This is a genomic window from Streptomyces sp. NPDC001822, from assembly GCF_042892135.1.
In the GTDB taxonomy this organism is placed as follows: domain Bacteria; phylum Actinomycetota; class Actinomycetes; order Streptomycetales; family Streptomycetaceae; genus Streptomyces.
The window spans coordinates 1-24661 of record NZ_JBIATW010000017.1 but is presented as its reverse complement, the minus strand read 5'-3'; the positions used below and the strand labels follow the sequence as shown (position 1 = coordinate 24661).

Annotated in this window: 32 protein-coding genes; 14 read left to right on the top strand and 18 right to left on the bottom strand. The window is 68.6% G+C overall.

Annotation, left to right across the window (positions count from 1 at the left end; all coding sequences use genetic code 11):
- Positions 1 to 136: 136 nt before the first annotated feature.
- The 6 genes from ACFYY2_RS29795 (at position 137) to ACFYY2_RS29770 (ending at position 2253) form a co-directional block, all read left to right on the top strand.
- Positions 137 to 592 carry a hypothetical protein gene (locus tag ACFYY2_RS29795; RefSeq protein ID WP_388748721.1) on the top strand — a complete coding sequence of 152 codons (456 nt, stop codon included), beginning with the start codon at positions 137 to 139 and terminating at the stop codon, positions 590 to 592.
- A 15-nt stretch (positions 593 to 607) separates the two neighbouring features.
- Positions 608 to 793 (top strand): hypothetical protein, encoded by a 186-nt coding sequence (locus ACFYY2_RS29790; RefSeq protein WP_388748719.1) that lies wholly within the window; start codon positions 608 to 610, stop codon positions 791 to 793.
- Positions 794 to 806: 13 nt separating this feature from the next.
- On the top strand, positions 807 to 1301 hold the full coding sequence (locus ACFYY2_RS29785) for a hypothetical protein (RefSeq protein WP_388748717.1): 495 nt from the start codon (positions 807 to 809) through the stop codon (positions 1299 to 1301).
- A 63-nt stretch (positions 1302 to 1364) separates the two neighbouring features.
- Positions 1365 to 1832, top strand: coding sequence for a hypothetical protein (locus ACFYY2_RS29780; RefSeq protein ID WP_388748716.1), 468 nt, complete (start codon positions 1365 to 1367; stop codon positions 1830 to 1832).
- Positions 1833 to 1837: 5 nt separating this feature from the next.
- On the top strand, positions 1838 to 2086 hold the full coding sequence (locus ACFYY2_RS29775; protein WP_388748714.1) for a hypothetical protein: 249 nt from the start codon (positions 1838 to 1840) through the stop codon (positions 2084 to 2086).
- The gene (locus ACFYY2_RS29770; RefSeq protein WP_388748712.1) at positions 2083 to 2253 is read left to right on the top strand and encodes a hypothetical protein; all 171 of its coding nucleotides are present in this window, start codon (positions 2083 to 2085) and stop codon (positions 2251 to 2253) included. Before ACFYY2_RS29775 ends, ACFYY2_RS29770 begins: the two co-directional genes overlap by 4 nt.
- 79 nt (positions 2254 to 2332) lie before the next feature.
- On the opposite strand, the gene ACFYY2_RS29765 is transcribed toward ACFYY2_RS29770, so the two are convergent.
- Both ACFYY2_RS29765 and ACFYY2_RS29760 read right to left on the bottom strand, forming a co-directional pair.
- Entirely contained in the window at positions 2333 to 2782 is a 450-nt protein-coding gene (locus ACFYY2_RS29765; protein ID WP_388748710.1) for a hypothetical protein, read from the bottom strand.
- 26 nt (positions 2783 to 2808) lie between these two features.
- Positions 2809 to 3168, bottom strand: a complete 360-nt coding sequence (locus ACFYY2_RS29760) for a hypothetical protein (RefSeq protein WP_388748708.1) — start codon at positions 3166 to 3168, stop codon at positions 2809 to 2811.
- A gap of 119 nt (positions 3169 to 3287) precedes the next feature.
- On the opposite strand from ACFYY2_RS29760, the gene ACFYY2_RS29755 reads away from it, so the two are divergent.
- Both ACFYY2_RS29755 and ACFYY2_RS29750 read left to right on the top strand, forming a co-directional pair.
- Positions 3288 to 4325, top strand: coding sequence for a tyrosine-type recombinase/integrase (locus ACFYY2_RS29755; protein ID WP_388748706.1), 1038 nt, complete (start codon positions 3288 to 3290; stop codon positions 4323 to 4325).
- A gap of 244 nt (positions 4326 to 4569) precedes the next feature.
- Positions 4570 to 4959: a hypothetical protein gene (locus ACFYY2_RS29750; protein ID WP_388748704.1), complete on the top strand. Its 390-nt coding sequence runs from the start codon at positions 4570 to 4572 to the stop codon at positions 4957 to 4959.
- 112 nt (positions 4960 to 5071) lie between these two features.
- Here ACFYY2_RS29750 and ACFYY2_RS29745 read toward each other — a convergent pair whose 3' ends face one another.
- Positions 5072 to 5389: a hypothetical protein gene (locus tag ACFYY2_RS29745; protein WP_388748702.1), complete on the bottom strand. Its 318-nt coding sequence runs from the start codon at positions 5387 to 5389 to the stop codon at positions 5072 to 5074.
- A gap of 430 nt (positions 5390 to 5819) precedes the next feature.
- Here ACFYY2_RS29745 and ACFYY2_RS29740 point away from each other — a divergent pair, with 430 nt between their 5' ends.
- Both ACFYY2_RS29740 and ACFYY2_RS29735 read left to right on the top strand, forming a co-directional pair.
- A complete protein-coding gene (locus tag ACFYY2_RS29740) occupies positions 5820 to 6041 on the top strand; it encodes a helix-turn-helix transcriptional regulator (protein WP_388748700.1) in 222 nt (73 codons plus the stop codon).
- Positions 6041 to 10738: a hypothetical protein gene (locus ACFYY2_RS29735; RefSeq protein WP_388748698.1), complete on the top strand. Its 4698-nt coding sequence runs from the start codon at positions 6041 to 6043 to the stop codon at positions 10736 to 10738. The genes ACFYY2_RS29740 and ACFYY2_RS29735 overlap by 1 nt, the downstream gene beginning before the upstream one ends.
- Before the next feature lie 503 nt (positions 10739 to 11241).
- Here the strand turns inward: ACFYY2_RS29735 and ACFYY2_RS29730 are convergent.
- Both ACFYY2_RS29730 and ACFYY2_RS29725 read right to left on the bottom strand, forming a co-directional pair.
- Positions 11242 to 11364: a hypothetical protein gene (locus ACFYY2_RS29730; RefSeq protein ID WP_388748696.1), complete on the bottom strand. Its 123-nt coding sequence runs from the start codon at positions 11362 to 11364 to the stop codon at positions 11242 to 11244.
- 136 nt (positions 11365 to 11500) lie between these two features.
- Positions 11501 to 12754: a helix-turn-helix domain-containing protein gene (locus tag ACFYY2_RS29725; protein WP_388748694.1), complete on the bottom strand. Its 1254-nt coding sequence runs from the start codon at positions 12752 to 12754 to the stop codon at positions 11501 to 11503.
- Between the two features lie 147 nt (positions 12755 to 12901).
- Between ACFYY2_RS29725 and ACFYY2_RS29720 the strand changes: the two genes are divergently transcribed.
- Positions 12902 to 13456, top strand: a complete 555-nt coding sequence (locus ACFYY2_RS29720; RefSeq protein WP_388748692.1) for a hypothetical protein — start codon at positions 12902 to 12904, stop codon at positions 13454 to 13456.
- Positions 13457 to 13530: 74 nt separating this feature from the next.
- On the opposite strand, the gene ACFYY2_RS29715 is transcribed toward ACFYY2_RS29720, so the two are convergent.
- The 13 genes from ACFYY2_RS29715 to ACFYY2_RS29655 all read right to left on the bottom strand — a co-directional run bounded on the left by ACFYY2_RS29715 (position 13531) and on the right by ACFYY2_RS29655 (position 21922).
- Positions 13531 to 13725: a DUF397 domain-containing protein gene (locus ACFYY2_RS29715; RefSeq protein WP_388748690.1), complete on the bottom strand. Its 195-nt coding sequence runs from the start codon at positions 13723 to 13725 to the stop codon at positions 13531 to 13533.
- Positions 13709 to 14308: a DUF5753 domain-containing protein gene (locus ACFYY2_RS29710; protein WP_388748688.1), complete on the bottom strand. Its 600-nt coding sequence runs from the start codon at positions 14306 to 14308 to the stop codon at positions 13709 to 13711. The genes ACFYY2_RS29715 and ACFYY2_RS29710 overlap by 17 nt, the downstream gene beginning before the upstream one ends.
- A 188-nt stretch (positions 14309 to 14496) precedes the next feature.
- On the bottom strand, positions 14497 to 16653 hold the full coding sequence (locus ACFYY2_RS29705) for an FtsK/SpoIIIE domain-containing protein (RefSeq protein WP_388748686.1): 2157 nt from the start codon (positions 16651 to 16653) through the stop codon (positions 14497 to 14499).
- Between the two features lie 86 nt (positions 16654 to 16739).
- On the bottom strand, positions 16740 to 17066 hold the full coding sequence (locus ACFYY2_RS29700; protein WP_388748684.1) for a hypothetical protein: 327 nt from the start codon (positions 17064 to 17066) through the stop codon (positions 16740 to 16742).
- Positions 17067 to 17082: 16 nt separating this feature from the next.
- On the bottom strand, positions 17083 to 17283 hold the full coding sequence (locus ACFYY2_RS29695; protein WP_388748682.1) for a hypothetical protein: 201 nt from the start codon (positions 17281 to 17283) through the stop codon (positions 17083 to 17085).
- A gap of 25 nt (positions 17284 to 17308) precedes the next feature.
- Positions 17309 to 17494: a hypothetical protein gene (locus ACFYY2_RS29690; RefSeq protein WP_388748680.1), complete on the bottom strand. Its 186-nt coding sequence runs from the start codon at positions 17492 to 17494 to the stop codon at positions 17309 to 17311.
- Between the two features lie 31 nt (positions 17495 to 17525).
- Positions 17526 to 17828: a hypothetical protein gene (locus tag ACFYY2_RS29685; RefSeq protein ID WP_388748678.1), complete on the bottom strand. Its 303-nt coding sequence runs from the start codon at positions 17826 to 17828 to the stop codon at positions 17526 to 17528.
- Complete coding sequence (locus ACFYY2_RS29680) at positions 17825 to 18889, bottom strand: hypothetical protein (protein ID WP_388748677.1); 1065 nt, start codon at positions 18887 to 18889, stop codon at positions 17825 to 17827. The genes ACFYY2_RS29685 and ACFYY2_RS29680 overlap by 4 nt, the downstream gene beginning before the upstream one ends.
- Before the next feature lie 17 nt (positions 18890 to 18906).
- Positions 18907 to 19146, bottom strand: coding sequence for a hypothetical protein (locus ACFYY2_RS29675; RefSeq protein ID WP_388748675.1), 240 nt, complete (start codon positions 19144 to 19146; stop codon positions 18907 to 18909).
- Positions 19143 to 19337 (bottom strand): hypothetical protein, encoded by a 195-nt coding sequence (locus tag ACFYY2_RS29670; protein WP_388748673.1) that lies wholly within the window; start codon positions 19335 to 19337, stop codon positions 19143 to 19145. The genes ACFYY2_RS29675 and ACFYY2_RS29670 overlap by 4 nt, the downstream gene beginning before the upstream one ends.
- Complete coding sequence (locus ACFYY2_RS29665; RefSeq protein WP_388748671.1) at positions 19334 to 19687, bottom strand: DUF6907 domain-containing protein; 354 nt, start codon at positions 19685 to 19687, stop codon at positions 19334 to 19336. Before ACFYY2_RS29665 ends, ACFYY2_RS29670 begins: the two co-directional genes overlap by 4 nt.
- Positions 19688 to 19746: 59 nt before the next feature.
- Positions 19747 to 20796 carry a DUF6907 domain-containing protein gene (locus ACFYY2_RS29660; protein WP_388748669.1) on the bottom strand — a complete coding sequence of 350 codons (1050 nt, stop codon included), beginning with the start codon at positions 20794 to 20796 and terminating at the stop codon, positions 19747 to 19749.
- A 103-nt stretch (positions 20797 to 20899) separates the two neighbouring features.
- On the bottom strand, positions 20900 to 21922 hold the full coding sequence (locus ACFYY2_RS29655; RefSeq protein WP_388748667.1) for a hypothetical protein: 1023 nt from the start codon (positions 21920 to 21922) through the stop codon (positions 20900 to 20902).
- 209 nt (positions 21923 to 22131) lie between these two features.
- Between ACFYY2_RS29655 and ACFYY2_RS29650 the strand changes: the two genes are divergently transcribed.
- The 3 genes from ACFYY2_RS29650 to mug all read left to right on the top strand — a co-directional run bounded on the left by ACFYY2_RS29650 (position 22132) and on the right by mug (position 24471).
- Entirely contained in the window at positions 22132 to 22341 is a 210-nt protein-coding gene (locus tag ACFYY2_RS29650; RefSeq protein WP_388748665.1) for a hypothetical protein, read from the top strand.
- A gap of 133 nt (positions 22342 to 22474) precedes the next feature.
- Positions 22475 to 23917, top strand: a complete 1443-nt coding sequence (gene purB / locus ACFYY2_RS29645; RefSeq protein WP_388748663.1) for an adenylosuccinate lyase — start codon at positions 22475 to 22477, stop codon at positions 23915 to 23917.
- Positions 23918 to 23931: 14 nt separating this feature from the next.
- Positions 23932 to 24471 (top strand): G/U mismatch-specific DNA glycosylase, encoded by a 540-nt coding sequence (mug, locus tag ACFYY2_RS29640; RefSeq protein ID WP_388748661.1) that lies wholly within the window; start codon positions 23932 to 23934, stop codon positions 24469 to 24471.
- Positions 24472 to 24661 lie beyond the last annotated feature (190 nt).

Sequence of the window (24661 nt, the reverse complement as noted above, 5' to 3'; positions counted from 1 at the left end):
AGGTTCAATTTCGAACCAAGCGCCTGACCTGCATATATAGAAATCGAGATCAAAAACATACGGACTCGCGTAGCGCGCGAGAGAGGGGGGGACGAAGAGCGTCCCCCCTGTCCCCCCCCCTGAGACGGAGACATCCATGAGCATTGACCCGCACTTCGAGAACGGCCGCATCGAGCTCGAGGGCACCACCTACGAGACCGCCGACAAGTACCTCGTCCTCTTCGACGACGACGGCTGCGCCTTCCTCAGCCTCTACCGCGACGGCAAAGAGATCAGCTCCACCGCGATCCCCGTCGACCAGGCCGAAAGCCTTGGCGCCGCCCTCACCCAGGGCACCGCGACCGGCCAGCTGCGACAGGAACGCCCGGCCACCACCTTCGAGGACATCGTCGACCTCGACGCTGGCGCATCCCCCATGTACCGGGCTGTCGTCCAGGCCGAAGCACAGGACCCCGACCAGTTCCCCATCGTCATCGGCGTAAAGGCGTGGGCACTCCTCGACCCCGACCAGCAGCGCGAGAGCTTCACCGACCTGCTGCACGCCTACGTCGACGTCGTCCAGCACCAGCGCGACGGCCGCCCCATCCGTTGACCGAAGGAGTCCCTCGTGAACATCGACGACGTCGTGGCAGCGAAGGTCGAGGCCGCCCGCCGGCAGATAGCCGAGCGACAGAGGGTGCGCGCCGAACTCGCCGCCGCCCGTAAGCGCGGTCTCGCCGCACGGCACGCCCAGAAACTCCGGCACTTCGCCGGCCAGCTCGACAACCACACCCCCGCCGCATCCGCGGCCTAGCAAGGAGAACCCCATGTCGTTCAACGGCACCAGCACCCACATCACCCCGCCCCAGCATCCCCCCCACAGCATCGAACTCCCCTGGGACCGCAGCGCCCTGCCCGACCGCATCCTCAAGGCCGTCGACCAGGCCGAGACCGCCGAAGCCGCCCACCAGAAGGCCCGCACCAAGAAGGGCGACAACCGGGCCGCCATCGAAGACACCGGCCAGGCCCTCACCGACGCGTGGAACGACCTCGTCGACACCGCGTTCGCCACCGCCGAAGCGAACCAGCAGCACCACCGCGAGCAGTACACCTACGCCGCCCGGAAGCTGGGGCGCGCCCTCGAGGACGCCAAGGCCGCCGTGCAGCTCCTCGGCACCCACGCCCACCTGTACGACACCGCGGCGAACGACCCGGCCCGCATCGGCATCGACCGGCGCACCAAGAACAAGGCCGTCGCCAAGCTGCTGTGCCTGCAGGACGAACTCGAGGTCCTCAGCGCCGTCCCGCCCATCGACGCCTGACCCCGCCGGCCGGGCCCAGCGCGGGCCCGGCCCTCGCCCTGAACACAAGGAGCTGAACTGACCATGACGGACATCCCGCAGGCGCACAGCAACGACGCCATCGTGGGTCGCGAACAGGCCGCCTGCCTGGAACTCCGCCTCGAAGGCCACTCGTTCCGGGCCATCGCCGACCAGCTCGGCCTGTCCCTCGGGACCGCCTTCACGCGAGTGCGGGACGCGATCAGCCTCGAAGTGAATCCGCTGGCCGACGAGCTGCGGGAGATCGAGGTGCAGCGCCTCGATCAGTACCTTGCTCGCCTCGCCCCGAAGATCAGGGATGGTGACGACCGGGCCATCAACACCGCCGTCCGCATTTCCGAGTCGCGCCGGCGGATGCTCGGCCTGGACCGGCCCGTCGCCATCGACGCGCGGGTCACTGAAGTCACTCAGCAGGACATGGAGCTGCAGGAGATGATCCGCGCGGCAAAGGCGAAGGCGGCTCTCGAGGAGTCCGTCTTGCTGGCCGCAGAAGCATCGGAGGAGGAGCAGTGACCGCGATGGAGGATGCACGGCGGGTGCAGCTTGAGCGCCTGGCGGAAGCCGAGAGTTCGGCCCTGCGGCTGGAGGCGGCCACGGGCCGCAGTCGGGCTGCCCTGCTGTCCCGGATCCGAGCTCAGCGGGATCTGCTGATGGGGACGGCGGAGCCTGTGCGCGTGAAGCTCGCACCCGGCCTGTCCAGGGAGCAGCGGAATCAGGCGATCATCACGGCCGCTGTGCAGCATCTCGACGAGAGCGAGGCGTCATGACGGAGAAGTCGAAGACGAGGAAGCCGACCACGGCGGAGCGGTACGCCGCACGCCTTGCCGGCCGGGACGAGCACGCCAAAATCGAGGTGGAGGCCCGCACGACGGCGCAGCTGCACTACGACCGGCTCAGGGCCCGCCAGGCCGGCGAGCCCCCTGCTGCCGCCTGACCCTGGACGTACCGGCGCCCGGCCAGTCTTCGGACGGCCGGGCGCAGTCGTGTTCGAAATTCAGCAGGCGGTGAATTCTTCAGCCTCGCCGACGCTGCTGGAAGTAGGGCTTGAGGATTTGCAGGATGTTGTGCGCAGCGATCCTGAACCGCTCGCCGTCCTCGCTACCTGGCTGGACGTCCTTGGCGGTGGCCACGTCCTCAATCGTCGTTGCCTGATCGAGGATCGAGCGGAGGACGGATTCGAAGTGGCGCCTAGTCCCGTCGTCCCACTCTCTGTCTTCGTGCCGCTTGCGGATCGTGTCCTTCAGCCGGTCAATCTCCTTCTGCTGCTCGACGACCATCTGCATGTTGCCAGCGGCGTCGAAGAGCTGGGTGCGCAGGCATTTCTCGGAGCAGTAGACCGTCTCGGGCTGTCCACCGCTGTTTGCTCCCGGGGCTTGCACCTGGCCTTGCTCATGGACGCGCAGCCATCCGCGGCGGCACCGACGTCCGCAGCCTTTGCAGATTCGGTCCGTGATTTCCGGCATGGGCCCTCCTTGCGTGTGGCTGGCGGTTAACTGTCGTTGCGCAGGTTGTTGATGTTGGCCGAGATGGTCTGCAGGACTTCAGCCGACGACATGGTGACGTCGCTGTCGTTCACCTTGGCCAGCTCACCGAAGAGGAACGCGAACACTGAGAGCAGCTGCACCATCTGCTGAGCCATGGCGAAGCTGATCCGATCGCTCAGCTCCTCCTCTGTCATTCGCCCTTGGATCTCGAAGTTGGGCATGAGGGCTATGGCGAGTTGGCCGACCGCCTCTCGGAACTGTTCGTCGTCTTCGTCGGTGTCGGCCAGGACGCCGGCGCCGGTGAGGAAGCCGATCAGTTGCTGGGTGAGTTCGTCGCGGGCGCGGTCCTCTTCTTCTTCGGTCATGTGATGAGCGTAAGAGGCGGCACCGACAGTCAATGTCGGTGTTGCCCTAGGACAACAGGCTGACTCCAGATAATCTTTATTCTCTGTAGTTGGAACGGGTCCGATCTGAGGGGGAGTTCATGACTGGCATCGAGTGGCGCGAGCCGCCGTCCGCGCCTGCCGTCCGCCAGCTGTCGCCCGAAGCGCGAGCCGCGCTCGCCGCCGGCCGCGCCGACTCCACACGGAAGGCGTACCGCGAGGATCGCGAGGCCTTTCTCGCCTGGTGCACCGAACGCGGCGAGCAGCCGTTGCCCGCGACACAGGATCTCCTCGTCGAGTACGTCACCCACCTGACGCTCACCCCGCGCCCGCGCACGGGCAGGCCCTCGGCTCCGAGCTCCCTCGAGCGGCTGCTGTCCGCGATCAGCACGATGCATGCCGAACTGAACCTGCCGCGGCCCGAGACGAAGGGCGCCCGCACCGTCATTGCCGGGTACAAGCACCAGTTGGCCGTCGACAAGAAGCCGGGCGGGAAGCAGCAGCAGGCGAAGGCCGCGCTCCCTCCCGTGCTCCGGCAGATGCTCGCCACCCTTGACCGGGACACGCTCATCGGTAAGCGGGACGCGGCCATGCTGCTCCTCGGCTACGCGGCGGCCACCCGGTCCTCGGAGTTGGTCGGCATCGACATCGGCGAGCCCGTGGAGTGCGACGAGGGGTACCTGGTGTCGATCTATCGGGTGAAGATGAAGAAGTTCACCGAGTCGGCCATCGCCTACGGGAAGAACCCGGCGACCTGCCCCGTGCGGGCCCTGCGTGCTCTGATCGTCGCCATGCGTGAGGCGGGACGTACCGAGGGGCCGTTGTTCGTCCGCATCGACCGGCACGGCAGGATCGCGCCGCCGATGGTGAGGCGCGGCAAGCCGATCGGTGCCCCGTCCGGCCGGCTCACCGCCGATGCCGCGTCCGACGTCGTCGAGCGCGTGGCCGGCGCCGCCGGGTTCGAGGGGCGTTGGCGGGGCCACTCCCTGCGCCGCGGGTTCGCCACCGCAGCCCAGAAAGGTGGGGCCCCCATGATCCGCGTGGCCAGGCAGGGCGGGTGGGCGGACAACTCGACGTCCCTCTCCCGCTACTTTGACGAGGGCGACCCGTGGGAGGACAACCCCGTTATGGGCCTGTGAACCAGGTTCCGGCGGGACTCCAGATCTCGCACAATGGCCTCGTGCCCCTCAACGAGCTTCCCCCCAGCATCCGGCGCGAGATCATGGCGGACCGCAGGCGCGAACGCGACAACTTCTGGCCGGGCACTGACGGGGCAGGGCGCCGGTACGCAATCGAGATGATCCCCCTGCTGCACGCGGACAAGCCGGCCGCTGGCCACGCCCTGATCCCGGCGACGAACGACATGCGCCTACGACGAACGACATGCGCCTACGACGAACTGTCGAGACCCTCGGCAAGTACTTCTTCCGCGAGATGGGCTTCGACCACCCACCCTTCGATGCCGAGCTCGCCGACTTCCGCGGCAGACCCAATGAGGCAGACGTCGTTCTCTTCGACGCACAGCGAGTCTCCGCCACCTTCCCGATCGCTGCAGGCGCAGCCGGCTTGAGCGTCAGCCGCGGGATTCGCGTCCTGGACTGGATCTGGCTGCACCCGTTCGAACGTGGCACGGGGCTCATGGACGCAGCGTGGGCAGACCTCGAGGCCGTCTACGGCGACACGTTCCGGGTCCGCGGGCCGCTGTCGCGGGCGATGCGCGGATTCCTTCAGAAGCGCAAGGTGGCGTCGGACCGCTGGAAGGCGACTGGATAGGCTGGTCCGCCGGCGGATCCGGCGCCGGCATCAGGGCTGACGTCGACCACCTTCGGTCCAGCGGCAAGGCGAAGGGGCCCTCGAGTGCGAGGGCCCCTTCGTCGTGGGCGCGTTACCGCCCAGGTTTCCAGTCGACGTCCAGGATGGCGGCGTGGGCAGCGGCCGTGATCATCGTCAGGGCGAGAACGCCGCCGATCCAGTTGCCCGGGTTACCGAAGACGCTCTGGCCGATCAGCCCGAACAGAACAATGATCGCCGCGTAGATGGCGGCAGGCGCGAAGCTGACCACCCCCTTCTTCGCAGCGATGAAGAACAGCGGCGGAGCAACCAGGCCAGCGGACAGCACGACAGCCGTCACCCAGATCGCCCTGTGCTTGTTGTTCGCGTACATGCGGGCCCTGATCGGCGTGGTGATGTACGGGTTGGTCATATCGCCCCCAGCGGATTCGTGAGGGCACAGCATCTTGCATCTGCGTCCCACCGGGGGGCACTTCGGATGAAATCCACCCTGACAACTTGCGGGGCCACTCAGGCTCGCCATCGTCGGCTTCCGCAGAGCACCATACCCACGCCTGCGATTCCATGGCCCTAGATCAATAAGACCTTCGAATCTAAGGCTCATTGGAGTATCCTTCCAATGAGGACGAACCGAGCGCTGTCAGGTTCCGACGATCCAATGGCGTGATGCCAAGGGCGCGATGCCCACACGGATCCGGTGGAACTGGCGAGGCAGGCGAACGAGCAGCCGGGCCACAGGCTGCGTGCCATCGCGTGATGCGGATGCCAGGCGAATGGAGCGGGCCGACTCGGGCCCGCGGACACGCCCTTGCCCTGCCGTCTCCCACGCAAGGGATCCCCCCGTGCCACGCACGTTCTCCGGTCACCGCTTCCGCACAGCCCGCCGCGCCGCCGGGCTGAGCATCCACGACGTCGCCGCCCGCGTCGGCCGCACCTGCTGGTCCCTGTACGCCTACGAACGCGGCACAGCCCAGCCACCCATCCCCGTCGCTGACGCCCTCGCTGACGCGGTGGGCAAGCCGCTGTCGACGCTGCTGGCCGACGACCGGAAGGCGGCTGCCTGATGGGTGAGTTCAGGCTGGCAGGCGCCTACGTCGAAGCGCGGATGGACCGCACCAAGCTCAACGCGGACATCCGGAAGCTGGAGCGGCAGGAGATCAAGGTCAAGGCCCGGGTCGATCTCGACACCCGGCAGGCCGACGAGCGAATCGCCCGCCTCACCCGGGACCGACGGATCAAAGCGGGTGTCGATCTCGACGACCGGGCGCTCAGCGTGTCCCTGCAACGGGCCCTGCGCGACCGCACGATCAAGGCATCGATCGACCTCGACGACCGTGCACTCACCCGCCTCACCGGACGCCGCGTCGACATCGCCGCCACCATGAACGACGTCGCGCTGCGCCGCGTGGAACGCGCCCTCGACAAGCTCACCGCCGACCGGACCGTGCGGATCCTGGCCACAGCAGACACCCGGGTAGCCGCCGATGAGCTGCGGAACCTGACCCGCCGCCAACGGGTGCGCCTGGGCATCGACGTCGACACCCGTGTTGCTGCTGACGAGATCAACAACCTGACCCGGCGCCGCACCGTGCGAGTCCTGGCCGACGCGGACACGGCCGCGGCAACGAACACCCTGCGCTTCCTGACTCGCGACCGGCGGGTCAACATCCGGGCGAACATGACCGGTGGCGGCCTGGGCAGCCTTGGCGGCAGTCTCGGCTCCGCCTCGTCGTCGGCCGGCATGCTCTCCAGCCGCTTTCTCGCCCTGGCCTCTGCCGCCCTCGGCGCGTTCCCTGCCGTCTCGTCCCTCTCCGCGAGCCTGGTTCAGATGGGGCCGGCCGCCGCAGTAGCTGTGCCCGCTCTGGGCTCCCTCATCACCATGGGTGCCGCCCTCGGCGTCGGACTCAAGGGCGTCGGTGCCGCCTTCAAGTCGGCGTTCGAGTCCGGTGCCTCGTCTGCCCCGGCTGCTGTGAACGCCGCCCGGGCGGTGGAGTCCGCACAGATCAACGTAGCCCGGTCCGCGCGGGCGCTCCGTGAAGCCCAAGCGGATGCCGCCCGGCAGATCGTGGACGCGCAGAAGCGGGTGGCATCGGCTGCCCGGGACGTCCGTGACGCAGAGGTTCAGGCAGCCGCTGACCGGCAAGCGGCGCTGCGCCGGGTAGCTGACGCAGAGCGGGACCTGGCCGACGCGCAGAAGGCCGCACAGCGCGCCCAGGAAGACCTCAACGAAGCCCGCGAGACAGCCGCCGACCAGCTTGAGGACATCAACAACCGGCTTGCCGGCGCGCAGATCGACCAGCGCCAGGCCGTGCGTGACGTCGAGGACGCCGAGAAGTCCCTCGCCGCGGTGAAGGCTAAGGGTGCCGCCGCGTCGGCCGCTGACCTTGAAGACGCCCAGATCGCCTACGACCGGGCGGTGCAGCGGCTCAAGGAGCAGCAGATCGAGACGGTCCGGCTGCAGGAGCAGACCGCTGAGGCGAACGCGGCCGGCGTCGAGGGCTCCGACACTGTCACCGCCGCTCAGGACCGGCTGAAGGATTCCCAGCAGGCCGTCGCCGACAAGGCGCTCAGTGTCCGTGACGCGCAGGCAGAGGCGACGAAGACCGCAGCCGACGGGGCCCGGCAGGTTCACGACGCCCAGATGGCCCTGGCCGCAGCCCAGCAGGGTGTGGCGGATGCCCAGATCGCCGCTTCACGGCAGGTCCGTGGGGCGCAGGAGGCGTTGGCCGATGCGAACCGTGCGGTTGCCGCCGCCATGGCGCAGGGGTCGACGGAGGCCACGAAGTTCAACGACGCGATGAGCAAGCTGTCGCCGAACGCGCGCAGCTTCGTCGAGGCCGTGAAGTCCATCGCCCCGGCCTGGTCCGCGGTCCGCATGGACGTGCAGGACGCCCTGTTCAAGAACTTCGGGGCCACCCTCACCCGCATGTCGACGGCGACGCTGCCCGCTGTACGGGGCGGCCTCGTCGGTATGGGTGGCGTGCTCAACCGCATGGGCATCGGCCTCATGGACACCTTCACCCGCCTGGGCAACCAGGGCGTCCTGAAGCGCATGTTCGACGGCTTCACCAACGGCATGAAGCCCCTCGAGAAGGTGCCCGGCCAGGTCGGGCAAGCCTTTGTGCAGCTCAGTGTTGCCGCAGCCCCTGCGCTCAAGAGGCTGACGACTGCTGCTGGCGGGGCCATGACCCGCTTCAGTGACCAGCTCACCAAGGCGTTCGAGTCCGGTCACCTTGAGAAGGTCATCGACAACGCCATCGACATTGCCAAGCAGTTCGGCCACTTGATCGGCGACATCTTCGGCACCGTCAGCAACGTCATGAAGGCCGCGGGCGCAGCCGGTGGTGACGCCCTCGGCGGCCTGGGCGCCATCTTCAAGGAGCTGCGGCGCATCACGGCCATGCCGGAGATGCAGGCCGCGCTCACGTCCATCTTCAAGGCCGTGAACTCCATCGCCGGGGTACTGGCCGGCGCGCTCGGCACTGCGCTGCAGGCGCTCATCCCGGCCCTCGCGCCGATCGCGGACGTCATCACGCAGATGCTCACCGGCTCGGACTCCCTGCTGCCGGTGCTCGGCGCTCTCCTCTTCGCGTTCAACCCGGTCCTGGGCGTGGTGGTTGCACTGGCCCCGATCCTGGGGCAGCTGATGAAGTCGCTGGCCCCGATCATCGACGTCGTCATGGAGTTGGCGACGGTGTTCATGACGTCGCTTCAGCCGGTGATCGATATGACGATGAAGGTCGTCGTACTGCTGGTCGACGCGCTGGCAGCCGCGTTGGAACCGATCCTGAAGGCGCTCGTCCCTGTCATCGGCACGATCATGGGCGCGCTCAACCAGCTGCTCCCCATTTTCCCGATGTTGATCGGCGCGCTCCTGCCGCTGCTGCCCCCGATCAGTGAGCTGATCGTGTCGCTGCTGGGCCTGGCGATGTCGGTGATCACGCCCTTGCTGCCGCTGATCGTGCAGCTGGCCGGACTGCTCGCCGGTGCTCTGGCCGGCGGGATCGGTGTGCTGGTGCCGGTCCTGACGACGGTGATCGGCTGGATCACCAAGTTCGTCGAAATGATGATCACCGGCGTTGAGTGGATCGTCGAAAAGTTCGAGTGGCTCTTCGATGTCCTCGTCGGGCACAGCATCATCCCGGACCTCGTCAAGGCCATCGTCAAGTGGTTCACGGACCTGTGGGACAACACCAAGCGGATCTTCAACGGTGTCAAGGACGGCATCGTCAACGCCTGGAACGCCACGTGGAAGGCGGTCCGCGGTGCATGGGACAGCGCCTGGACGACGGTCCGGAACAGTCTTGCCAACGCCTGGAAGTGGATCACGACCACGGTGTCGGGGCTGAAGACGTCCATCACGACCACTTGGTCGAACCTGTGGACCGGAGCCCGCGACAAGGTCACGTCGATCATGACGACGATCCGTACCAAGATCGGTGACTTCAAGGCCAGCATGACGACCGCGTTCACCACACTGCGCGACGGCATCGGGAGGATCTGGACCGGCATCCAGTCGAAGCTCTCCACCCCCATCAAATGGGTCATCGGTCATGTGTACAACGACGGCATCCGCAAAATGTGGAACACCATCGCCGGGAAGATCAGCTCAAAGATCACACTTCCGGCGATCGGCCTCAAGTTCGCGAAGGGCGGCATCGTCCCCGGCCAGGGAACCGGCGACACCGTGCCCGCCATGCTCACCCCCAACGAACGCGTCCTCTCCCTCGACCAGGTCGCCCGCCTCGGCGGCCACCGGGGCATCGATGCGATGCTCGGCAAGGACCGCTCCGAAGGTCCCACCGGCGGCAACCCCGACAACCGCACCGCCCAGGGCATGCAGCACTTCGACAAGGGCGGCATCGTCGGCGCCCTCTCCGGCATCGGTGGGGCCATCAGCGGCGGCATCGGCTGGGCGAAAGACCTCGTCATCGGCGGCCTCAAGTCCGCCGCCCAGAAAGCCATCAGCAGCCTCGTCCGCCCCCTCATCAACCGGATCCCCGACGGCGGCAGCCAGTACGGCAAGCTCGCCAAGGGCGTCCCGAACAACATCCTCGACAAGATGCTCGGCTTCCTCGGCAACGAGGACAAGAAGGCCGTCGGCGGCCCCGCCGTGCAGCGCGGCCTGTCCTGGGCCCGCACCCAGGGCGGCAAAAAATACCAATGGGGCGGCAACGGCAACCCCAGCTGGGACTGCTCCGGCCTGGTCTCCGCCGTCGAATCCGTGATCCGCGGCCAGTCCCCGCACCGCCGCTGGGCCACCGGCTCCTTCTCCGGGGCGACCGCGCCCGGCGGCTGGGTCCGCAACCTCAACAGCCCCTACATGATCGGCATCACGAACGCCGGCGTCGGCCACACCGCCGGGACCATCGGCGGCGTCAACATCGAATCCAGAGGCGGCGACGGCATCGTCATCGGCTCCCGCGCCCGCGGCTACAACAGCCCCCTGTTCACCGACCGGTACGGCTTCCAGCCGGCCACCAAGTACGACCGAGGTGGGCTGCTCGGCAGGGGGCGGACCGTGGTCGACAACGAGACGGGGCGCCCTGAGCGCGTCCTGGATGCGACCCGCACGGCCAGGCTCGACGCCATCCTCGACAGCGCCGCGGGCGGCGGGACGACGACGATCCACAACCTGAACGTGTCCGTCGCTGGATCCTTCGACTTCTCCTCGCCGGCCGACCAGAAGCGTGCGGCGGAGCAGCTGGCGGAGAAGATGAACGAGGAGCTCCGCAACCTGAACAGGAGCCGCTCCCGGTAGGCAGCAGCACGTAGAGGAGCCCCGACCGCGCGAGCGTCGGGGCTCCTTGTCGTCTGCTCCCCGTCGAGGGGGTACTACGGGCATAGACGACCCTGCCCACACCCCGCATTAGGCCGGCCTCGACCTGAGTGCGGGCAGGAGTTCAGTACTTCAGCCGTGGCTCGCTCGCCTTGGACTCCATGGCTTGCCGCAGCAGCCGCTTACTGGGTTCCATCGGTCGACAGTGCGGGCTGCGCGCCGGATGGGCATATGCGGGTGGCCGTGCGCCCGACATCGAGTCGCCAGGCGAAGCCAGCGCGGCAGGCCCGGTGATGGTCTGGTCGCAGTCCACGCAGATCACCGGGATTCCCTCTCCAGGGCAAGCTTCAGGCTGGCACGGACGGGGCACGTGGCCACTCGCCCACGGTCCAGCTTCGAGCAAGCCTCACAGGCGATGGTGTGGGCGAGGAGCCGCTCGTAAGCGCCCTGACCGCGGGCAGGCACGGCGAACGCGGCGCGGCCGGTCATCGGGCCACCGCCACATCAGGGAGGAGCCGGTACAGCACCGGGGCGTTGTTCCGCTTGGCGCACGCTTCGTGGGCGAGGATCGTCGTCCCGGTCCCGCTGGACACGACGTGTACGCGCACGCACACATCGGCCCCGGGCTCCGGGCAGTACGTGCACTCTCTCCTCATGCGCTCACCCCTGGTGTGGTCTGTGGTCTGGTCACACCAGGGTCGGGGCGGCGTCAGGGGATCAGGGGTGCACTTTGCACCCCTACGGTCAGGCGGCGAGCAGACCGAGCTTGACCGCGAGGTCGGCGGCACGGCGCCGGCGGTCCGGCGACTTCGCTTCGGTCTCCTCGAGCACGATGCGCTTTGCGTAGCCGTTCCACCGGATCGTCTCCGGCGCAGCCTCATGGGCTTGTGCCAGCGTCGCCAGCGCCACGTCCGGCTGCCCGTCCAGCTGGTAGCCGCGGGCCGCCTCGATGCGGTGCCGGGCCCTGCGTGGCCGGGACGGAATGGTGGACGCGTCCGCCGCTGCGGCCTGGCGGACCGACTCCCCGCCGGCGTGCAGCTCTACCGCGATCGTCACGGCGTGCGCGCCCATGATGGCGCGGCTGAAGCTCGTCACCGGGTGGAAGTACGTCTCGGGCAGCCGCTGCGCCATGGTCCGTGCCGCGTCCCAGTGCCGCCACGCTGTGCCCGCCTCGCCCTTGCGGGCCGCGGTGTACCCGGCCTCATGGGTGAGCGCCCCCGCGATGGCGAGGACTTCGTGACTGGCGTCGGGGAGGAGCGGCGCCAGGTAGCGCAGCGCGTCGTTGGTGACCTGGTCGGCCGCGTCGAAGTGACCGGGACCCGAGTCGCGGTGCGCCTGCGCAGCCAGCCACGCGGCGACGCCGATGGTGTGCGGGTCCTCGGATTCCTGCGCGGCGACCATCCCCCGCTCCGCGACCCGCCACAGCAGGGCGCTGTCGGGCTGGTACGCCACGAAGAACTGCGACAGCGAGTAGACCTCGGACAGGACTGCCTGCGCCGCCCTGCGGTCCGCAGCGGTGTCGGCCTGGCGGACGGTGGCCTGTGCGTCGCGGATGAGATCAGGGAGCAGCGCGCCGACGACCTCACGGTGGTGCGGTGACGTGTGGCGGGCGGACCAGGCCCGGGCCAGCCGCGCAGCCAGGTGCTCAGCGGTGGGCGCCTGGTCGGCCGCTCCGAACGGGAACGCGTCCACAGCGGCCCGCACGGCGCCGAGCCGGGGGTGGCCGGGGCCGACGAACAGGTCTTGCTGGTAGGCGCTGTGGTGCCCAGTCAGGTCCGTGAGGGTCCGTACCCGGAGGACTTCGGCCAGGCGCAGGATCACGTCGAGCTTCGGGACTCCTCGCCGTCCGGTCTCGATTCCCTTCACCCAGATTCCAGAGTGGCCCATCAGTCCGCCTAGCTGATCGCGGGTCATGCCGCGGCGGGTCCGCAGGATGTTGACCCGTTGCCCGAATCTCAGCGGGTCGGCATACGGGTCCGGGGTAGCATCGTCTGGCATGGCCGTGCCCCTCCTCTGAACAGCTCGTCACTGTCAGGGTATGGGGCACGGCTCTTTTTGTGGGCTGCGTCACCTGATCCCGGACACACGAAAGCGCCCCTGCCTGGCCGGTGATGGCGAGGACAAGGGCGCTCGTACACTGCCGCGATGGACAGTGGATGGATGGCCGTGTGGCCAGTGGCAGCGTTCTTCCTGGGCGGCTTGGCCACCCAACTAACCGGCTTGCTGAATCACCGGCGACAGCAGGCAGAGAAGGCCGAGGATGCAGCAGCGGCGTTTCGGCAGAGGCGCGCGGACTTCGAGTTGGACCATCTGCAGCGACTCGGTGAAGCGCTGCAGGTTTTGGGGCGAGCGGTGGGCAGGGCCCACCACACGGACGTCATGACAAGTCGAGAGACGGGGCACTATGCGGGAACGCTGTTGGGGGCGGAAGCCAGCGACGGCTTGGGATCCGCGAACCGGGACGTGCGCATGCTGCTGGGCTTGGTGCTGGACGACTCCCTGAGGGAGCAAGTGCAAGCGACCCAGGCACTCCTGAACGTGCCGAGTGGCATGCATCGTGCGCCAGTAGAGCAGGCCGAGGATGCACTCGTCAGAGCGGTCTTCGCGCTAGATGAGACTCAAGGGAGGATCGCGGAGAGGATCCGCGAGATCTATCTCAAGGTCCCTGCGGCAAGCGATGGAATAGCCGCCAGCCGGTGAGCACAGAAGCCCCCGCCGCAACTCTCCTGCGGCAGGGGCTTCCCGCTGCCTTGGATGTTATCCACGAGGTCGGGCTACACCTGGTGCGTCTTTGCCCAGTCGACGAGGGCGGCGAACGCGGCCGGCTCCATGCTGATGCGCGGTCCGGTCCGCCGCTTCGAGTCGCGGACCAGGACCGCACCCGACGGGCGGGCCACTTCCACGCAGGCCCCGCTGTCCGTGTAGGTCGACAGCTGCCAGTCGAGGTTGTCGTCATGCGTGAGATGCAACTCGGGTCCTCGCTGCTCTGATCATCTGAAGGGACTCCGCCGGGCTGGCGGCCCGCTGCTCCACATGATCTCCCGCGTGGATGAAGGCCGTCAGGTGTTCGGGCCGGTTGAGCACGGTGGTGCTGGCCAGGTTCTCGACGAACACGCTGCGGCCCGGGCGGGACCGGTAGATGGTGAACGCGCCGTTGAGACCGGGGTGGGCGTCACCGCGGGGCAGGACCCGCACTTCGAGGGACGGGCGCAGCGCAACGAGCGTCAGCAGGTGGTCGAGCTGTGCGGCGAGGGTGGCCGGCCCGCCGACGGGCAGGGCGAGAACGTCCTCACCAATCACGAAGCGCGCTGTACGGCCCGCTGCGCGTCCCAGAGCGTCGATGCGGGCCGTGCGGCCGTTGGCCCGCTCGTCGACGTCCTCGGGGGCAAGGGCGGGTGCGGACGCGGTGATTGCGGCCCGCGCGTAGTCGGCGCTCTGCAGCATCCCGGGCATGAGCGTCGGGTGCCATCCGGTGATCGTGTCGGCTTCGGCCTCGAGGGCGAGCAGCCTGGTCAGGTGCTCGTCTAGGGATTCGGGCTCGGTGGTCTTCAACGTGTCTCCTGGTGGATTTGGCGGGGGTGATCCAACCCCCCTCTACCGGCCTTACCTTGCAGGTCACAGCCCTCTACCTCCCCCATGACCTTGGTAGAGGGCCCCCGCTACCTTCGGGGCCCTCCAAAGGGTGTGGAGGGAGTCGGTAGCGGGGGCCGTTCACAGGGGGCCAGTAGAGGGGGACCCCCCTACTTCGCGTTGGGGTCGAGCAGGATCTCGACGGGCACGGCCGCCTCGATGTCGCGCCGCTGGTATCCGGCCCCACCCTTGTTATTGATCTTCACTTGCTTGCTGATGCGCTTCACGCCGGCCGCCTCAAGCTCGGCGGCAAGGCGCTCGGCGTTGAAGTCGCCGTAGGTGTCCTCGTCGATGTTGACGAGCCCGCCAAGGAGCTCGTCGGTGAACATCCGCGGGGCGTGCCGCATGACCTCCATGACGTCGGTGAGGATCGGCGCGAGCTTGATCCCGGCAGCGTCGGCCGCCGCGGTGACGTCGCCGACCGCATCCCCAGTGAGCTGCCCGGCAGCCTCCCGCAGCGAGCGGCCCTTCGCGCAGAGGAGAGCGAAGCCGGTGCCGTCGAGGTAGTCGGCCCGCACGGTGACGTAAGACGCAGGCCCTGTGACCAGGACACCCGTGCCGACGTGGTCCTCGGACAGGACCGAAGCGTCGGCGCCCTGGGCGGCCTTGCCCTTGCCGAGCACCATGTCGGAGCTGGCCTTGTCGACGACCTGCGTGGAGTACCGCAAGGTGATGATCTCCCTCAGCTTCGTCGGGACGCTGTCGGCGTCGGGACGCTGGGAAGCGAAGTTGGACACGAACCCGGCGGCCGGCCCGCGGCGGGCGATGCGGCACAGGTCGTTGATGACCTGGTCGCGGTCGTCCTTCTCCATCGCGGTGAAGTACTCCTGCAGCTCGTCGATCGTCACGAAGATGACCGGGAGGTTCTTCAGCCTGACCAGCTCCGGAGTGAGCTTGCCCTCCGGGCAGATGCTGGTCGGCAGCTCCCGCAGGATCGCGAACCGGCGTTCCATCTCGACGAGGAGTTCCCGCAGCATCGCCTTCAGCGCCTCGATCGCGTCGTCTTCGGCGCCCATGACCAGGCGGTGCGCCACAGCCCGCATGGGCATCCAGTCGGCGCCGCCCTTGCCGTCTGCGACGTAGTGCCTGACGTAGGCGTCGAGCAGGCCGGCCGCGGTCATCAGGCGCTGCGTGAACGTCTTCCCGCGTCGGGGCAGGCCGCCGAAGAACATCGACTGCCACATGACAGGTACCTCGATGCGGTTGCCGCGGGCGTCCTGGCCGAACGGGATCGGGTCCCAGATGGAGAAGGATTCCGCCTTGGCCAGGGGTGACGGGTTCGGCGTACCGAGGTACGGGTCGTCGTCAGCCACCCACATCGACACCCGGCCGGCGTTGCCGCCCTTCGCCGCGCGGACGCGGGACATGATGACCTGGATCTCGTCGACACCCAGCTCCTGCGCGATGACTTCCCGCTTCGCCAGCACGTCAGAGGCGGTCTTCCCACCACCCCGGGGCAGGTCGAAGATCACAGCCCAGCCGCGGCCGTCACGGACCGGACCCATCGAGCAAGAGACCCGCGGAGCGTCCCTCTCGTCGTCGGTGGCACGGCCGCTTTTCAGGAGGCCGGCCGCCCTCAACGCGTCGTTGAGCTGCTGCGCGGACATGTCGACCCGCAGCGGCGGGGCGCCCTGGTCAAGGAGCTGGGTGTTCTTCCCTCGTCCGAGGTAGGCGAGCGGGGTGACGATCGCCCCCGCCATGCCTACCTGCAGCATCGGGTCGGCAAGCATGATGCCGATGGTGGCCGCGGCAACGCCGACAGCTGCGGCGCCAAAGCGCCAACGGCGGGTCTCGGTGCGCTTGGCATGGGCCAGCTGCAGGCGCAGCGCCAACTCGATGTCTTCGGGCTTGGCCTTGGACTGGGCGCGCAGAGCCTTCACGGTCGCGCTGTGGTCCTGCGCGGACAGGGTCGGCCACAGTCCCACGGTCGCCCGGTAGAAGCCGCGGGCGGCCAGCAGCAGCGTCTTGACCAGGTACTTCGGGGTGCGGATGCCGTGATAGCGGGCCTGCCACCACGTGAGGCGGACGAACGCACCGACGTTCGCCTTGATCGACGCAGCGGAACGTGCCCATGCCGGGAGGACCGGGGCGTCGGGCACGGTCAACCAGTCAGCCAGCGGGTTGTCAGGGCGGTCGACCGCCTCAACGACCGTGGTCTCCTCGGGCGCGGCCGGGGCGGGCTCAGGCTTGTCGAGGGCTTCCGGGGGGATCGGGTGCAGCTTCTCGATCGTGTGCCCGTTCAGGGGGCGGACGATGGCGTCGGTCATGATGGGGTCTCCTGCTCTCTGCTGAGTGGCGGGTGGCACGGGGCGGCCGGTGGTCTTGGCGGATTTACGGCCGCCCCGTGGCGTAGCTAGGACTGTTCGGCGCGGTGGAGGACGTTCTCGGACCGCCTGAGCTGCTTCTCGGCGGCCTTCAGGGCGTCGCGGGCGGCGTTCCGGTCGGTCCCCCACTTGCTGGTCTTCACCTCGGCCTTGGCCTTGGCGACGGCCTGCCGGTCGGTCTCGGCCTTGGACTGAAGGGCAGCCAGTTCGCGGGCGCCGCGCTCGGCTGCCTTGGCGTCGATCTCGTGGATGCGGCGGGTCACCGCGGGGTCGAGGTTGTCGCCGAGCGCCTGGTGGGCGCCCTTCCAGAACAGGCGGCGACGTTCGCGGGCTTCGGATCGGGTGTAGCTGTCCATGGTGTGTCCTTCCTGGTCAGACGTTGTCTGCGGTGACGGCGGCGGCCCTGGCGATGTCGGCGTAGGCGCCGGCCAGGCCACCAAGGGTGGCGATCAACGGGGCGTGGGCCTCCGTGACGCTCGGGCTGCTGGTGACGTAGTGGGCGGCCTGGTCGGCGTAGCGCACGGCCTGGGAGAGGGCGTAAGCGCCGATCTCCTGCGGGGTCTTCGCGTCCATAGGGCTCTCCTTGAGTTGTGGCGGGTCAGCGGTGCAGGTGGATGCGGTTCAGGACGCAGCGGACCTCGTGGTTGCTGGTCTTCAGCCCGGCACAGGCGGCGATCCGGGCGACCTCGGCGGGGTGTACCTGGCCCAGCTGGCGGTGCATGGTCCGGGCGAGGCGGGCGATGAACGTCTGCCGCTGGCGGGCGGCTCGGTTACGGGCGCTCATAGTGGGGTCCTTCCAAGGGGTGGGGGGCTGGTCAGGTGTTGTTGCGGATGTCCTGCCACACGGAGCGCAGGACGAGGACGCAGATCGTCAGGGCGACCGCGGAGATGGCGACGGCCATCGCGGACACGGCCACGGTCAGCAGGAACACGGACCCGCCGACCCCGATACCGATCCACTTCGCCGCACCACCGGACGGCCGGGGGGCGGGCGCCGGCACGGGCTCCTGCTGCTGGGTGAGCTGCTGCGCCTGCAGGAGCGCCGCGATGAGGGCCAGCTGCTCGGAGTTCGCGGCGGCTTCGACGGCGTCACGGGCGGCCTTGTCGAAGTCGGTCACGCGCCCTGCTCCTTCACGAGGGCGATCCGGGGCGCGTCTTTCTCGATGTTGAGGCGGTCTCGTTCCTCGTCGAGGCGGGCGAAGACCCGTTTCACATAGGTGGCGCTGCGGGTTGCCTGGCGGGCGGTTTCGGTGGCCGAGGTGCCCAGAACCCACCCCGCCCGAATGACGTTGGCGGCGGCTTCGGTCGGCAACCGGTCGTCGGTGTCGACCGACACCTCGTCGTCCGGTTCCGGCTCGGGTGCCACCAGGGGCCACACCTTGCGGTCACCACAGATGACCAGGGGTTCTACGGTCGGGCTGGGCTTGGCCGGCTCGATCGCCGGGGGCTGGGTGTCGGGCACTTCCTGCGGGGTGTCCGAGGGCACCTCGACCCGCTCCACGACGGTCTCCGTCACCCGCTGCGGGGTGTCGACGGTGAGCATGTCCAGCAGTGCCGCATCCGCCCCGTTGACGATCCGGGTGCGCTGTACGTCGACCAGCTTCCCGCCGAGCTCGGTGTCGCCGACGCCCACCTGCTTCGCCAGGCGCCACGATGCGCGGGCGGAGTACTTCTTGGCGAACTTCCCGGGGTGGTTGGCCGCCCGGGCGCGGTGGTAGGCGAGGCGCTGGATCGTGTCGGCGTTGCGGCGCTGGACCTCCATGTCGATGCCGGTGCGGTAGACGACGATCCGGCGGGCCAGCAGGCCAAGCCCTTCGGCCGCGGCGGACATGGCCATCGGGGTGATGGCGTAGACGACGCCCTCGGTCATGTCGTCGGCGACGACGATGCCAGTGACGGCGGCGGCCAGGGGTGCAAGCCAGAGGCCGACGCGGACCGGGGCGGGGGCGGCCTGGCCCAGCATCGTGAGCCCGACCATGACCAGGGCGAGGACAAGGGTGACGCCCTCGCCGGCGGAGACCACGCCGAGCGCGGTGGCTGCCCTGTGGAACTCGGCGGCGATGTTGGTGTAGGTGCCCCAACCGCCCGCCACTCCGGCCGCGATCATCGGGAGGGTGGCGCCCACCAGGACTGCGATCTGTCCCTTGGTGAGATTGGGCTGCGGTTTCGTGGTGCTCATCGCAGGCCTTCTTTCTGCTAGTGGAATTTGGCGTAGGTATCGGGCGGGTAGACGTAGACGGCGAGGGCGCCTTCCGCGGCGACCGCCACCGCCCCCGCGAGGGAGGCGGCGACCGCTGCGGTGTGGTGCCCGTTGTCGGCGAGGGTGTCGGCGAGCATCGACGCCCCCTGGGTGGCCCGCCGGGCTGATGCCGGCGAGCCGTCCCCGTTCGTCATCGCCTCGTACAGGGCGTTGCGGGCCCGGTCTCGGAAGCTCACCGGGCGACCTCTCCGCCGACACGAGCGATGAGGTGACCGAGGAGGTTGCAGCCGTGCCGGTCGGTGTTCCTGCTGGCGACCATCAGGCTGGCGAACAGCTCCGGGTAGTCGGGCAGCTCCCGCGGTGCGCGCTCTACGGAGCGGAGCGCCCGGTTCTCGGTGGGCCGGGGGATCGGCCACTTGCTGCTCACTGGCCCTCACCGGCCCGCAGGGCAACCAACTGGTCGACCATGGTGTCGATGTGGTCGGCCTGGGCGCGGAGGGCGGCGGCGATCCGGTGCCCTCCGGTCGGGCCGACCTCGAGGAAGCCGTCGTCGGTGTCGACACCGAGGGAGACCTGCGGCTGGTTGCTGTACGGCCACTGGATCAGGCTGACCTCGACGAGGCTGGTCGGCCCACTCTCCGGGGTGTCGGCCAGGGCCCACACCGGCTCGGAGCGGTGGGTGATCTCCGCCTTCGCCGGCGGGTGCCGGTAGCCGTGCTGGACCGTGCACCAGGTGGGGCAGACGACCCGCACGTCGCCCGCGTCCAAGGTGGTCACGGTTGTCGTGCCGTCCGCGTTCCGGCGAGGGCGAGGGGCTACGGTCGGGCGGTCGTCGCTCATGCCTGCTGCCCCTGAACCATCTGGGCGCGCATCGCACGCATCGCGGCGACGGTGGCCTCCAGGTCGGCAATGACCTTGTCGGCCGCGGCCACGTCGAGGAGAGTGCCCTCACCGTTCGAGCTGAGACTGATCTCGGGCTTGCCCCCGAACTCCTCGTGCGCTCCGAGCTTGGCGTTCAGCAGCTCGTCGTGCTCCGCGTGCAGGCCGGGCGGGACCGGCATGTTGAACTCCGGCCCGACGTGCTCGTTGGTCGTGCAGGCCCCGGTGTCGCACCACGGGAAGTGGCCGGGCTCCGGGCTCGAGACGGTGTCGTCGGCACGGCCGGCGGCCCTCACCGCCAACGCGCGGACCTCGTCGGCGAACACGGTCAGCTGGGCGGCGAACTCGATCGCCCCCAGCAGGGGCATCGGCCACGTCTCCGTCTCGTCGCTGACGATCAGGTGCGGCACCCGGGACTCTGGGGCAGTTCCGAACGGGTCGACGTTGATGTACGCGTGGAGCAACGGCACGTCGCCGTGCCGCTCCGCCACCATCAGCGCCGCCTGCGAGCTGGTGTGGCTGATGTCCTCGATGTGGCCCGTGTAGTGGTCGTGGTCCTCGACGCACCAGTCGTAGCAGTCCAGGCGGGCCGTGACCTGCCGCACCAGGTGCGGTGTCGCCGCGGCCCCCCGCAGGAGGATCCGGTCGTCGGTGCTGATCGTGGCGAGGAAGTCCCGCACGGCCGGCTCCCGATCCGCCTGCGGCAGGGTCCGGGACAGCCAGATCTCCGCGAACCCGATCCGACCGCAGAACCGGGCGTTGATCCCGTCCTGCAGGGCGTCCGGCTCGACCTCGGTCACGGTGACCCCGAGCAGGATCAGCAGCTGGTCGATGGGCGTCTCGGCGGCCTCGCGGACCGTCATGGACTGCCAGGCAGCGAACAGGTCAGCGGTGGCGGTGGGAGAGGCCGGTGCGGCCTCGACGACGGGCTCGACGGGTGCCGGGGCGACGATGCCACCGGACGGCTTGAACGTGGCGGGAACGGTGGTCTGGGCGGTGTTACGCATGCTGGGCTCCTCGAAGGCTGTGAGGGGCCCCGGCCGGACGGACAGCGACACGTCCGGCGGGGCAGTCCCGAAACCGCGGGACACGGTGATGGAGCAGGGACTGTCAGGCGGTCGCGAGGAACTGCGCGGCGTCGTCGACCGCGTCAGCCGCGTCCCGCAGCGCCTTGGCGAACGCGGCGGCGTCAGCCTGAGTGGTGATCTCACGGCGCAGGTTCATCGACCGGGGCTCGAACGCGAACGCCACGATGCTCGTCGGCTTGCCCTCCGAAGCGGACAGCTCCACCGGCAGGGACGATCCGTCGTCGAACGGCAGCTCGCCGAGCTCCGCGACACACAGCGCGTCGTAGTGCCAGCGCTGGTCACAGCCGGGGATCCGGCAGCCGGCCGGAACGACCGGGGCCGCGGGGCGCGGGGTGTCGACGATCTCGATGTCGCCGGTCAGGTCGAACGCCCAGTCGACGTAGGCGCCGTGGACGGCTGCCTGCGCCTTCAGGAACGCGTCGACACCGGTGCTGGCGGCCCGCCATGCCACACGGCGCGGGTCGTCCTCCGTCAGGCCCTGAACGGCCCTCTCGTCGGCGTCCGTGACCGTGGCCTCGAACCGGTCCAGGTGCCGCTTCCAGTTGGCCAGCGTGTCGAGGAGCGGGCGGACCCGGTCGCCGGGCTCGTCGGTGCCGTGCTCGGTCTCCAGGTCCCGCAGCATGTCGCCGGTCAGGCCCTCGAAGCGGGCGGCGTATCCGGCGGTGGCCTTCACGTACACCTCGGCCGGGCCGGGCTCGACGGCCGGCGCGGGGGCGACGTACTCGGCGGTCCGCTTGTAGGACAGGAACGCCTTGTCGAGGACGTCCGTCTCTGCGGGGAGGAAGCCGTTGACCCGGCGCCACTTCCCGTGGACGTTCGACCAGGCCTTGCGGGGCTCCGTGCCGGTCTCGCTGCGGTAGATCTTCGCGGCGGTCCGGCCGAAGGGGCTGCCGTACTGGTCGGCGAATCCCTGGTCGATGCCGCGGCCGGTGAGGTAGCGGCGGGCGAGGACCATGCCAGCCGAGATGCTGGTGTAGAGGACGGCCTTGTCGACGGCCGCAGCTGCGTCGATACGACGCTTACGGGACGTGAGAGCATTGCTCACAGCGGGCTCCTGTTCAGGCAGGTGTTCCGTGAGGCCTCCGTTCGGTGTCATCAGCACCGGCGGGGGCCGTTTGCGTTGGCGGTGTTTCTGCCAACACCTGAACCTTAGGGAACATCGTGTTCCCTTGTCAACGTCTCTGACCTAGGAATCCAGCCGCGCGTCGCGTAACGTCATGTTCCATGAACGCTTCCAGTGGAACACTGTGCGCCATGGACAAGAGATCGCTAGAGCACCTGGCCAGCCGATTCAGGGAGTCGGAGACCCGGACAGAGATCCTGCGGCAGGAGCTGGCCGAAGCCATCCGGCAGGCCAAGACAGACGGGGTCCTGCAAAAGGACATCTGCGAGGTAACCGGGTACACCCGACAGCAGGTCAGGCGCATCACGAACGTCGAGGAAGACGCCTCCGCGGAGTCGTGAAGGCGCGAGGCCGCGTCTCACGGATCTCTCACACGCCTCACACGCCATGCCGTCCAGAAGCCCTCCCACCTGGAACTTCTGGACGGTATGAACGGGGAAAAGCCCTCACGCACGCCAGGTAAACTCCGGACACGTGACTGCTGTATCTGCGAAGCCTCGCATCCCCAATGTCCTGGCCGGCCGCTATGCCTCCACGGAGCTGGCCGTCCTCTGGTCCCCCGAGCAGAAGGTGAAGCTGGAACGTCAGCTGTGGCTGGCGGTGCTGCGCGCTCAGAAGGACCTCGGGATCGAGGTTCCCGATGCGGCGCTGGCCGACTACGAGCGTGTGCTCGACCAGGTCGACCTGGCCTCGATCGCCGAGCGCGAGAAGGTCACACGGCACGACGTGAAGGCCCGGATCGAAGAGTTCAACGCTCTCGCCGGCCACGAGCAGGTCCACAAGGGTATGACCTCCCGGGACCTCACCGAGAATGTGGAACAGCTGCAGATCCGCCTCTCGCTGGAACTGATGCGGGACCGCACGGTGGCTGTCCTGGCCCGTCTCGGCAAGCTGGCCGGGGAGTACAGCGAGCTCGTCATGGCTGGCCGCTCGCACAATGTCGCCGCCCAGGCGACGACGCTCGGCAAGCGCTTCGCGACCGCCGCGGACGAGCTGCTGGTGGCGTACGGGCGGCTCGAGGATCTGCTGGGCCGTTACCCGCTGCGCGGCATCAAGGGGCCGGTCGGCACGGCGCAGGACATGCTGGACCTGCTCGGTGGTGACGCGGACAAGCTGGCCGATCTTGAACAGCGCATCGCCGGGCACCTCGGTTTCGGCCAGGCATTCACCTCCGTCGGCCAGGTCTATCCCCGCTCCCTCGACTACGACGTGGTGACGGCCCTGGTGCAGCTGGCCGCCGCCCCGTCGTCGGTCGCGAAGACGATCCGGTTGATGGCCGGACACGAGCTCGTGACCGAGGGCTTCAAGCCCGGTCAAGTCGGTTCGTCGGCGATGCCGCACAAGATGAACACCCGTTCCTGCGAGCGTGTCAACGGCCTGATGGTCATTCTGCGCGGCTACGCGTCCATGACGGGTGAGCTCGCGGGCGACCAGTGGAACGAGGGCGACGTGTCCTGTTCCGTGGTCCGACGGGTCGCGCTCCCCGACGCCTTCTTCGCGTTCGACGGTCTGCTTGAAACCTTCCTCACCGTGCTCGACGAGTTCGGCGCTTTCCCCGCGGTCGTCGCACGTGAGCTGGACCGCTACCTGCCCTTCCTCGCCACCACCAAGGTGCTCATGGGTGCGGTGCGCGCCGGAGTCGGACGTGAGGTGGCCCATGAGGCCATCAAGGAGAACGCGGTCGCTTCGGCACTCGCCATGCGCGAACAGGGCGCGGAGCGCAACGAACTGCTGGACAAGCTGGCGGCCGACGAGCGCATCCCGCTCTCCCGTGAGCAGCTCGATGCCCTGATGGCCGACAAGCTCTCCTTCACCGGGGCGGCTGGCGACCAGGTCAGCGCTCTCGTGGCCCGGATCGAAGAGATCGCCAAGCAGCGCCCCGAGGCCGCGAGCTACACCCCCGGTTCCATCCTCTGACGGCATCGCACCGAATGACGCCGGAAGAGTCTCAGGCCGCCCGCGATCGCGTCGTACCCGACGTGGTCGCGGGCGGCCTGCGCGTGTTGTTCTGCGGCATCAACCCCAGCATCATGACGGCTGCTACCGGACACCACTTCGCCCATCCGGGCAATCGTTTCTGGCCGGTGCTACATCTGTCGGGCTTCACCCCTCTGCAGCTGAAACCGTCCGAACAGCAGAGACTGCTGGACTACGGCTTGGGCATCACCAACGTCGTAGCAAGACCCACCGCGCGCGCCGACGAACTGAGCACGGAGGAATTCCGCGAGGGCGGCAAAGCCCTGACGGCCAAGGTGGAAGAGCTTCGCCCGGCGTGGCTGGCCGTGGTGGGAGTCACCGCCTACAGAACGGCCTTCGGTGACCGCCACGCACAGATCGGTCCGCAGGAACACACGGTCGGCGGCGCTCGTGTGTGGGCTCTCCCGAATCCCAGCGGCTTGAACGCTCACTGGACCGTGAAAACCATGGCGGACGAGTACGCGCGCCTCCTGTCGGCAGTCGGCACTCGGTAACCACGAACCACGAACCTATCTGCGGTCCGTAAGCACGAACCCTAGGACTTCCAGCCATAACGACTGCCGACCAAGCACGCGCACACTTCTCTCGATGGGGTCTGCCGCACCTTCAGGTGACAGGTTCAGTCACGCGGCTTGGAGGGCCGGTGTGGTCATGACGGTTTCGTATTCGACGGGTGTGAGCCGG

Coding starts and splice junctions, on each gene's coding strand:
- ACFYY2_RS29795 (WP_388748721.1), top strand. CDS start 137: ATGAGCATTGACCCGCACTTCGAGAACGGCCGCATCGAGCTCGAGGGC.
- ACFYY2_RS29775 (WP_388748714.1), top strand. CDS start 1,838: ATGGAGGATGCACGGCGGGTGCAGCTTGAGCGCCTGGCGGAAGCCGAG.
- ACFYY2_RS29770 (WP_388748712.1), top strand. CDS start 2,083: ATGACGGAGAAGTCGAAGACGAGGAAGCCGACCACGGCGGAGCGGTAC.
- ACFYY2_RS29745 (WP_388748702.1), bottom strand. CDS start 5,389: ATGACCAACCCGTACATCACCACGCCGATCAGGGCCCGCATGTACGCG.
- ACFYY2_RS29705 (WP_388748686.1), bottom strand. CDS start 16,653: ATGACCGACGCCATCGTCCGCCCCCTGAACGGGCACACGATCGAGAAG.
- ACFYY2_RS29695 (WP_388748682.1), bottom strand. CDS start 17,283: ATGGACGCGAAGACCCCGCAGGAGATCGGCGCTTACGCCCTCTCCCAG.
- ACFYY2_RS29765 (WP_388748710.1), bottom strand. CDS start 2,782: ATGCCGGAAATCACGGACCGAATCTGCAAAGGCTGCGGACGTCGGTGC.
- ACFYY2_RS29780 (WP_388748716.1), top strand. CDS start 1,365: ATGACGGACATCCCGCAGGCGCACAGCAACGACGCCATCGTGGGTCGC.
- ACFYY2_RS29735 (WP_388748698.1), top strand. CDS start 6,041: ATGGGTGAGTTCAGGCTGGCAGGCGCCTACGTCGAAGCGCGGATGGAC.
- ACFYY2_RS29690 (WP_388748680.1), bottom strand. CDS start 17,494: ATGAGCGCCCGTAACCGAGCCGCCCGCCAGCGGCAGACGTTCATCGCC.
- ACFYY2_RS29760 (WP_388748708.1), bottom strand. CDS start 3,168: ATGACCGAAGAAGAAGAGGACCGCGCCCGCGACGAACTCACCCAGCAA.
- ACFYY2_RS29720 (WP_388748692.1), top strand. CDS start 12,902: ATGGACAGTGGATGGATGGCCGTGTGGCCAGTGGCAGCGTTCTTCCTG.
- ACFYY2_RS29650 (WP_388748665.1), top strand. CDS start 22,132: ATGGACAAGAGATCGCTAGAGCACCTGGCCAGCCGATTCAGGGAGTCG.
- ACFYY2_RS29755 (WP_388748706.1), top strand. CDS start 3,288: ATGACTGGCATCGAGTGGCGCGAGCCGCCGTCCGCGCCTGCCGTCCGC.
- ACFYY2_RS29660 (WP_388748669.1), bottom strand. CDS start 20,796: ATGCGTAACACCGCCCAGACCACCGTTCCCGCCACGTTCAAGCCGTCC.
- ACFYY2_RS29750 (WP_388748704.1), top strand. CDS start 4,570: ATGCGCCTACGACGAACTGTCGAGACCCTCGGCAAGTACTTCTTCCGC.
- ACFYY2_RS29785 (WP_388748717.1), top strand. CDS start 807: ATGTCGTTCAACGGCACCAGCACCCACATCACCCCGCCCCAGCATCCC.
- ACFYY2_RS29680 (WP_388748677.1), bottom strand. CDS start 18,889: ATGAGCACCACGAAACCGCAGCCCAATCTCACCAAGGGACAGATCGCA.
- ACFYY2_RS29700 (WP_388748684.1), bottom strand. CDS start 17,066: ATGGACAGCTACACCCGATCCGAAGCCCGCGAACGTCGCCGCCTGTTC.
- mug (WP_388748661.1), top strand. CDS start 23,932: ATGACGCCGGAAGAGTCTCAGGCCGCCCGCGATCGCGTCGTACCCGAC.
- ACFYY2_RS29725 (WP_388748694.1), bottom strand. CDS start 12,754: ATGCCAGACGATGCTACCCCGGACCCGTATGCCGACCCGCTGAGATTC.